This is a genomic window from Klebsiella sp. HMSC25G12 (genome assembly GCF_001807705.1).
GTDB lineage: Bacteria > Pseudomonadota > Gammaproteobacteria > Enterobacterales > Enterobacteriaceae > Klebsiella > Klebsiella variicola.
Genome location: NZ_KV789816.1, coordinates 23,706 through 31,486, shown reverse-complemented (window position 1 = coordinate 31,486; position 7,781 = coordinate 23,706). Strand labels below are relative to the sequence as shown.

General features: G+C 63.3%; 7 protein-coding genes and 1 pseudogene. 3 read left to right on the top strand and 5 right to left on the bottom strand.

The window, feature by feature from the left end:
* Window positions 1-184 (top strand): annotated as a pseudogene (locus HMPREF3096_RS04610) (hypothetical protein); the annotation flags it as partial.
* 5 nt (window positions 185-189) lie between these two features.
* On the top strand, window positions 190-921 hold the full coding sequence (locus HMPREF3096_RS04605; RefSeq protein WP_032730195.1) for a class II aldolase and adducin N-terminal domain-containing protein: 732 nt from the start codon (window positions 190-192) through the stop codon (window positions 919-921).
* 18 nt (window positions 922-939) lie between these two features.
* Here HMPREF3096_RS04605 and HMPREF3096_RS04600 read toward each other — a convergent pair whose 3' ends face one another.
* Window positions 940-1,830 carry an oxidoreductase gene (locus tag HMPREF3096_RS04600; protein WP_012541944.1) on the bottom strand — a complete coding sequence of 297 codons (891 nt, stop codon included), beginning with the start codon at window positions 1,828-1,830 and terminating at the stop codon, window positions 940-942.
* Window positions 1,831-1,954: 124 nt separating this feature from the next.
* On the bottom strand, window positions 1,955-3,454 hold the full coding sequence (locus tag HMPREF3096_RS04595) for an aldehyde dehydrogenase family protein (protein WP_012541945.1): 1,500 nt from the start codon (window positions 3,452-3,454) through the stop codon (window positions 1,955-1,957).
* Between the two features lie 235 nt (window positions 3,455-3,689).
* Between HMPREF3096_RS04595 and feaR the strand changes: the two genes are divergently transcribed.
* Window positions 3,690-4,592 (top strand): transcriptional regulator FeaR, encoded by a 903-nt coding sequence (gene feaR / locus HMPREF3096_RS04590; RefSeq protein WP_032730193.1) that lies wholly within the window; start codon window positions 3,690-3,692, stop codon window positions 4,590-4,592.
* On the opposite strand, the gene HMPREF3096_RS04585 is transcribed toward feaR, so the two are convergent.
* Genes HMPREF3096_RS04585 through HMPREF3096_RS04575 form a run of 3 tightly spaced genes read right to left on the bottom strand, consistent with a single transcriptional unit; the run spans window position 4,593 to window position 7,745 of the window.
* Window positions 4,593-4,916 (bottom strand): YdbL family probable chaperone protein, encoded by a 324-nt coding sequence (locus tag HMPREF3096_RS04585; protein WP_012541948.1) that lies wholly within the window; start codon window positions 4,914-4,916, stop codon window positions 4,593-4,595. It abuts the gene before it with no gap.
* Between the two features lie 7 nt (window positions 4,917-4,923).
* Window positions 4,924-5,109 (bottom strand): YnbE family lipoprotein, encoded by a 186-nt coding sequence (locus tag HMPREF3096_RS04580; RefSeq protein ID WP_012541949.1) that lies wholly within the window; start codon window positions 5,107-5,109, stop codon window positions 4,924-4,926.
* The gene (locus HMPREF3096_RS04575) at window positions 5,106-7,745 is read right to left on the bottom strand and encodes a YdbH family protein (RefSeq protein WP_070544318.1); all 2,640 of its coding nucleotides are present in this window, start codon (window positions 7,743-7,745) and stop codon (window positions 5,106-5,108) included. The genes HMPREF3096_RS04580 and HMPREF3096_RS04575 overlap by 4 nt, the downstream gene beginning before the upstream one ends.
* Window positions 7,746-7,781 lie beyond the last annotated feature (36 nt).

Genomic DNA, 7,781 nt, shown 5'->3' with positions numbered 1-7,781 from the left:
TCAGCAAAAGTTCGATTTATTCAACAAAGCCGTTAAAAAAGGCAATACTGAGGTGAAAACCGCCCTCGAAGAGGCGCTGAAAAAATACAGCGCGACGCCGGAATATGCCGCCCTGCTGAAGAAATATCACTTCCAGGCGCCGACGGCGGACGATCTGCAGACCCTGATGCCGAAAGCGGAGTAATGCCCATGCGCGATTCCGATGAAGAGCAGATCCGCATCGACCTGGCGGCCACCTTTCGCATCATTGCCCATCTTGGCATGCATGAGGCGGTGGCCAACCATTTCAGCGCCGCGCTCTCCGCTGACGGGAAAACGTTTTTACTCAACCCGAAGTGGAAACACTTTTCGCGCATCCGCGCCAGCGATCTGCTGGTGCTGAACGCCGATGATGAAGGTTGCGCCGCGCGCCCTGACGTCGATGCCACCGCGTGGGCTATTCACGGGCAGATCCATCAGCGGCTCCCGGACGTGCGGGTGGTGCTGCATCTGCACCCGGTGTACACCACCAGCCTCGCCTGTCTGGCGACGCCGCAGATCCTGCCCATCGACCAGAACACGGCCCGCTATTTTAACCGGGTCGCCGTCGATACGCTGTACGGCGGGATGGCGGACACCGCGGCAGAAGGCGCCCGGCTGGCGGGCCTGCTGGCGGACAAACGCCGCCTGCTGATGGGGAATCACGGGGTGCTGGTGACCGCCCCGACCATCGGCGAGGCGTTCGATGATATCTGGACCCTGGAGCGCGCCTGTCAGATCCTGATCACCGCCTGGTCCACCGGCCATCCGCTGAAGGTTCTGTCAGACGCGGTAGCGGAAAAAACGGCCCAGGACTGGGAGAAGATTGCCGATTTCTCGCGGCAGCATTTTGCCGAAATGAAGCAGTTAATGATCGACCTCGATCCCTCCCTGGTGGACTAACCCCCGCGCCTGCCCGGGTCAGCCCGGGCCGTCGCTGGCTGCCGCCAGCAGCGGCACGATGATATCGCTGAGCGGTGTCGGAATGCCGTGCTGACGTCCGCGACGCTGCACCACGCCGTTACGAATATCCCACTCCAGCGGTCGGCCATTCAGACGATCGATCAGAATAGAGGTGCTTAAGTCGGCAGGCGCCCGGTGAAAGCCGGCGATAATCTCCTCCGGCACGCTGTCGCCCAGGGCGGCCCCTTCCGCCCGCGCCACCTGCAGACATTCGCGCAGATAAGCCAGTCCGAGGGCAGTAATGTCTTCCCGGGCAAACATCCCGGCGCGGCGTCCGGTCAGCACCATCAGTCCGGCGACGGCGTTCTGCAACAGTTTACGCCAGGCCACGGTGGTAAAATCCGCCGCCAGGTCCACCGCGCAGCGGGTCCCCGCCAGCGCCTGCTGCACTCGCTCTGCCCCCGGCAGATCCGGGAGGGTCAGGCGCGGCGTGGCGCGCAGCCAGACAGAGGCATCGGCATCGCGCTGCGCCGGAAACCAGACCACCGAGGGCAACACCGTCGCGCCGCCGGTCAGGGGGGCAAACTGCTGGCGCTGCTCAACGCCGTTTTGCAGCACGCACACCACGGTGTCCGTGGAACACAGGGCCGTCAGCCAGGAGGCGATGGCCTCCGTCTGGGTAGTTTTCACCGCGACAAAGACCAGGTCGAAGGGGGCGGCTATCGCCGTTGGGTCGGTGTGCACCGGGCCGGGCACCACGATCTCGCCCTCGTCAGTGCGCAGCACCAGCGCCGAATGGGCGGTACGCCCGCAGACCATCGGCGCCCTCCCCACCTCAAACAGGGCGGCGGCGATAGTCGTGCCGATGGCGCCGGGACCAATAAGTGCAACCTTAGGAAATGCTGTCATGCCGAAGACCTCCTGGTGATTCACCGCCCTGGTTGGGCAAAGATTGCCCTCCACAGTAGCGAGAAAGACCGGAGGTCGGCAAGCGGCGCGTCGGGAAAAGCCATTCGCTTTCCCCGACAGCGGTCTAGTAACGCACGCAAACGGATTTGGTTTCGCACCAGCCGTCGAGCCAGTCAGGGCCGAAATCGCGGCCGGTACCAGACTGCTTCATGCCGCCGAAAGGCAGGTTGGCGTCAATCAGGGTATGGCTGTTGACCCATACCGTTCCCGCCTGCAGACGGTCGGTGTAGTTCAGGGCCTGGGTTAGATCGCGGGTCCAGACGCTGGCGGTCAGGCCAAAATCGCTGTCGTTGGCCAGACGCAGCGCCTCCTCGCCGTCGGCCACCCGCACCAGGTTCACCACCGGGCCAAACACCTCCTCACGGGTGAGGCGCAGCCCGGCGTCGGGGTTAACCACCAGCGTCGGCGGAATATAATACCCCCCCGCATCCGGTCCGGCGCTGCCGCTGATGAGCTCTGCCTTCTGCTGGCGAGCCTCTTCGAGGTAGGCCGCCACCTTGTCGCAGTGGGCCCGGGAGACCACCGGGTTGATCTGCGCCGTCTCCTGCATCCCCGGCCCCACCTGCAGCGATTTTACCGCCTGCTCGAAACCGCTGACCAGGGTGTCAAACAGCGGCGCTTCGATGTAGATCCGCGAGCTGGCGGCGCAGACCTGCCCCTGATTGAGGAAGCTACCGGTCATCAGCCCCTCAATAACCCACTGGGGATCGGCATCTTTGAGCACAATCGCCGGGTTCTTGCCGCCCAGCTCCAGCGTCACGCGAGTCAGGCGGTCGGCGGCCACGCGGGCGATCTGTTTCCCGGTCGCCGTCGAGCCGGTAAAGCTGACCTTCGCTACCTGCGGATGGGCGGTCAGCGCCGCGCCGCAGCCGGCGCCGCTGCCGGTGACCACGTTGAATACCCCGTCAGGTATGCCCGCCAGGGTCGCCAGCTCCGCCACCCGCAGCAGGGTCAGCGGGGTGGTTTCAGAAGGTTTGATGACGATCGAACAGCCTGCCGCCAGGGCCGGCATGACCTTCCACATGCCGATCATCAGCGGGAAATTCCACGGGACGATGCCCGCCACCACCCCGACCGGCTCTTTTTTGGTCCACGCCTGGTAACGCGCCCCTTGCGGGAACGGGATCGACACGTCCAGCGTCCGGCCGCTGATCTTGGTGGTCAGCCCCGCGGTGTAGCGCATCCAGTTCAGGGTGCAGCCGACCTCAAAGGCGCGAGAGATCGCAATGGATTTGCCCTGCTCAAGGGTTTCCAGTTGCGCCAGCTCTTCGCCGTGCTGCTCCACCAGGTCGGCAAAACGCAGCAGGATGCGTTCACGGTCGGCCGGGGTGCGCCCGGCCCAGCGGCGATCGACAAAAGCGCGCCAGGCGGACATTACCGCCCGGTCGACATCCGCCGGGCTGGCGTCGGCGGTGGTGGCAATCGCCTGCCCGGTGGCCGGATCCCAGACGGTTAACCGGTTTTCGCTCTGCGCGGCGCAGGGAGCGCCGTCGATATACAGGCCATGCTGACGGTCTAAAAACTGCTGGACGCTGGCAAGCAGCGCTATCTGAGAGGTGGACATACCCTTTCCTTATTCTTCGCGGATAGTGCTTTCAGTCTATGTCCGGTTGGCGGCTGGCGCTTTTTTCTCTGTGACATTCGTTTGCGCCGCTGTGACAGTCGCCGCAAATCCGCGGCTTACCCTGGCAGAAATGTGCCGCAGGTAATAGTTCTTTCATATACCCGCCATCGCGGCCTTGCCTGAGGCGGCATAAATGCAACAATGCGGAAACATTGTTATTACAGGAGAAGGGCGAATGATGACCACGGCAGAGGGGGGGCTGGCGTACCAGCGCTGGCTGGCGACGATCAATCAGGTCTGCGGCCATTTCGCCGCCCGGCCGCTGGAGGGGCGCTTCCACGGCGAGATTGACGCCCGCTACGCCGGTAACCTCAAGGTCAGTACGGTCACCGCCGCCGGCGTTAATCTCTACCGCACACACAATGAGATAAAACGCGATAACGACGCCTGGTTCTACACCGTATTTCAGCTTGCCGGCGAAGCCATCATCGAACAGGACGATCGCCAGGTGACGCTGGCGGCAGGCGATATCACGTTAATCGACGCCGCCCGCCCCTGCTCGATTGTCTGGCAGCAGACCTCGCGTCAGGCCTCCCTGCTGCTGCCGCGCCAGCGGGTGGCGCCCACAGGCGACATCGCCACCGCCTGCCGGCTGGACAAATCCCTGCCAATGGTGCAGCTCAGCCAGCGACTGTTGCTGGAAAGCATGGGCGGCACGACACTCTCCGCCAGCGAGAGTGAAGCGGCGCTGGAGGCGATCGCCTGCCTGTTGCGCCCGGTGCTGCATCAGCGCGAGCCTGCCCCTTCCCGGCGGGAAAAGCAGTTTCAAAAGATTATTGCCTTAATCGATGCGTCCATTCAGTCGGAGCATTTGCGCCCGGAGTGGCTGGCCAGCGAGACGGGGATGTCGGTACGCAGCCTGTACCGGCTGTTTGCCGATAAAGGGCTGGTGGTGGCGCAGTATATTAAGAACCGGCGGTTGGATCTGTGTGCCAGGGCGTTACAGAACGCCCATGCCGACGAAAAGCTGGCGGGGATCGGCTACCGCTGGGGCTTCAGCGACCACAGCCATTTCTCCACCGCCTTTAAGCAGCGCTTTGGCGTCTCGCCGGGCGAATACCGCAAGCGCTGCCGCTGATCATTTACGCCGCCACTGGCCGTTCAGCCCCTGGACGTACTCCCCGGGCTGAGCCCGGGCCACCAGCTTCTGCCCGGCCATTTTCGCCACTTCATCTACCGGCAGATTGTTGTCATCCGCCAGCTGCTGGTAGCTTTCGCTGCGCGCGGCGTTGATCTGCTTCACCAGCGCTAAGGTCTCTTTATCCTGGCGCAGCGGCGCCAGATAGCCGTTCAGCGTTTCCCCCACCCGCCCCTGCTGCCGCGCTTCGCTCAGGGTCAACGCCAGCGCGGGCGCGCTGAGTAAGGTCAGCGCCAGCGCTGCGCTTAACAGTCGTTTTCTCATCGTCGCCTCAGAACAGATCGCTGCGGGATTTCAGCAGATTTTCCACATCCTTATCGACCTTGATATGGATCTCATGCTCAATTTTGACATTCATATTAATGGTGATGGGCTCTTTCGATGCCGCAATTTCGATACGCGGCGTACAGCCGGCGAGCAGCATCGGCGCCACCATGGCCAGTAGCAACTTCTTCATTTAGGTTCCTTACATGTCTTACCGTCCGTACAGTGCCGCACGGGCAGCATGGCATTCTGTTCGAGCCACGCCTGTAAATTGTCGCCGAAGCGTAAACTGCGCCACAGGTCGAAAATATTCTCTTCATGAGCGTAGTTTAAATGCACGGTACTGCTTTTCCCGTCCACCCGGCTGGTACCGTTGATGGTGGCCTTAAGCGTCAATACGCCCAGATTGTCGAGGTTAATCCGCGTCCACGAGCGGGAGATCTCCATATAGCGCAGCCAGTTAATCGCCGCCCCGGCGGAGACATTGTCCGCCACCAGCGCATCGGCAGTGTCTTTATCCAGCCGCAGGGTCATCGGCCCGTCATTACGCAGCCAGCCGTCGTGGATGATCCATTGGTTGTTTTCCAGCCACAGCGGCAGCGCGCCGCTCACCGCCCCGGACATGGCGAACTGCTTCACCTTGACGGCGCTGGTGAGTTCGCTGCTGGAGATATGTTGCAGACGGATCAGCGCCGGGTCGCGCTGCGGCATGCGCAGCTGCAGCAGGGTCAGTTTTCCGCCTAACAGATCGACGCTGACGTCGCTGAGCTGCAGCGGATTGGCCTCACTCCACGGCCAGGTGCCCTGCAGGTCCGCCGTCAGATTGCGCGCGGTAACCTGGTTGACGATTTCGCCAATACGCAGGGAGAGCGGACGACGGGTGCCCAGTTGCCAGTGGCCGTCGCTGAAACGGAATGGCAGCACGAAGTCGACACCGTTAATCTGGTTATCCGGCATCCAGGCGCTGCCGCCCTTCAGCACGCCGTGGCCGCCCGCCTCAAATCCCTGCCCGGCCGCCGCTGAAAAGGCCACCTGCGCATAGAGACTGCCTTCCCGCAGGTTCATCTTCCAGTCCGGTGGCACCAGCGGCTGGAACACCGTCAGCGACTGTTTTGGCCACCACGCCTGGCCGCGCAGCCGTTCGCCGTCCCAGCGCCCGGTCAGCCGCACCGGGCCAATGGTATCGGCGTGCAGGGCGCCGGTGAACTGGAACCACGTCGGGTCCCGGCCGTCGAGGGCAAATTTCAGCGTTGACGCCGGGAGATAGCTGCCGCCGGAGAAGGTGGTTTTGGCCGCGTCCAGCGACAGCGCGCCGGTCAGCCGCGGGTGCTGGGCATCACGCAGCCAGCGGATCGGCTGCTCGAGCGTCAGACGCGGCGTACTGACCCGCATCGTGCCGTACTCGAGCTTATCGAAGCCGGTGGAGAGGCTGCTCAGGGTAATAGCATTGTCGCGCCACTCCCCGCTGCCCTTCACATCCCAGCGCGCCTGCATCGGGGTGAAGTGTCCCTCACCCCAGTAGCGCCATTGCCAGCGGCCGCTGTCGGGCAGAAAATCGCTCGCCTGACCGTCCAGATGCAGCGTAAAGTCGCCCATCTGCTGCTCATGGGCGCGGAGGATCGCCTGCAGGCGGCCATCGACGCCCTGCTGGGTCACTTTCACCCCAGCCAGCGGCCAGCGAATTTCATCAATATTCAGCGCATCGATCACTCGTCCGCGCGAACGCAGCAGCGCCCCGGGATGAAACGCCAGCTGCGGGCTGACCAGCGACCCGCTGAGCTGCGCCGGCAGCGCCGCGTAGAAGATCATCTCCCCCAGCTTGGCCTCGCCGGTGAGCCGCAGCGGCATGTCGCTGTTATCCATGCTTAGCTTGCCCGGACCGATATTCAGCACCGCGTTGCCTTTGCCGGCATGCCCCTCGGTGAGGACATTTAAGCGACCGCTGACGGTCATCTGCTCGGTCCCCTGCTGCCAGTTACCCACCGACAATGCGACGCGCCCGCTGAGCGGATAGTTCTGGTAGCGGGTGCGCCAGCGGCCGTCGCTGATCGTGATCCGCTCCGGGGTGATCTCCCACGGCAGGTCCAGGATCGGCTCTACCTCGCCGCGCGGCGTCACCAGCAGCTGGCCGCGATTGTGCTGCCACTCGAGCTCGGCATCGATCCATTCCGCGGTTTGTGGAAATTCAAAGGTGCCCTGCATCTGGCCGTCGACCGGCAGACCATCCGGTACCAGCGGCAGGTGGAAGGTTCCCACCAGCTTCACCGGCGGCTGATCGTCAGTCAGCCGGGCGCTGAACTGGCTGACGGTGAGGGCCTGGCCGCGCAGGCGCGCCTGCAGACTCAGTTCCTTACCGGCAAAGCCGATGTCCTGCTGCACTGGCGTCAACGACATCACCAGCCGCCCCTGCCATTTCTCCCACGGCGACAGCCGCAGGTTATCAATCGTTAACCAACTGTAGGGCAACATCGATTGCCATTCGGCGAGGGTGCGCGGCGATCCCGGCGTGGGCTCGCTGGCCGGCAGTTTGCTCAGACAAGCGCTGTTGATGTCCAGCTGGCCAATATGCAGCCGCCAGCGGCTGGGACGCGAGAGACGGGCATCGGTCACCCGGGCGAGTTCACAGTCGCCCACCAGATAGCGCAGGTCGGGGATCAGCAGAGCCGACCGCGTCAGACGCGGGCTCTCCTGCAACGAGATACGAGTGCCCACAGGCAGCCAGATGCCCGCCAGCGTCGGCACCCAGTGGGTCAGCGTCAACAGCAGCGTTAGCGGCAATAACACCAGCACTAACACCAGCGCGATGGCGGCTTTATATTTACCCTTCATGGGCAGTTAATATCCTGATTCAACATAAGTAAAAGC

What these genes read in the sequence shown, in the direction of transcription:
- HMPREF3096_RS04605 (WP_032730195.1), top strand. Translation starts at nt 190, where the DNA reads ATGCGCGATTCCGATGAAGAGCAGATCCGCATCGACCTGGCGGCCACC.
- HMPREF3096_RS04600 (WP_012541944.1), bottom strand. Translation starts at nt 1,830, where the DNA reads ATGACAGCATTTCCTAAGGTTGCACTTATTGGTCCCGGCGCCATCGGC.
- HMPREF3096_RS04595 (WP_012541945.1), bottom strand. Translation starts at nt 3,454, where the DNA reads ATGTCCACCTCTCAGATAGCGCTGCTTGCCAGCGTCCAGCAGTTTTTA.
- feaR (WP_032730193.1), top strand. Translation starts at nt 3,690, where the DNA reads ATGATGACCACGGCAGAGGGGGGGCTGGCGTACCAGCGCTGGCTGGCG.
- HMPREF3096_RS04585 (WP_012541948.1), bottom strand. Translation starts at nt 4,916, where the DNA reads ATGAGAAAACGACTGTTAAGCGCAGCGCTGGCGCTGACCTTACTCAGC.
- HMPREF3096_RS04580 (WP_012541949.1), bottom strand. Translation starts at nt 5,109, where the DNA reads ATGAAGAAGTTGCTACTGGCCATGGTGGCGCCGATGCTGCTCGCCGGC.
- HMPREF3096_RS04575 (WP_070544318.1), bottom strand. Translation starts at nt 7,745, where the DNA reads ATGAAGGGTAAATATAAAGCCGCCATCGCGCTGGTGTTAGTGCTGGTG.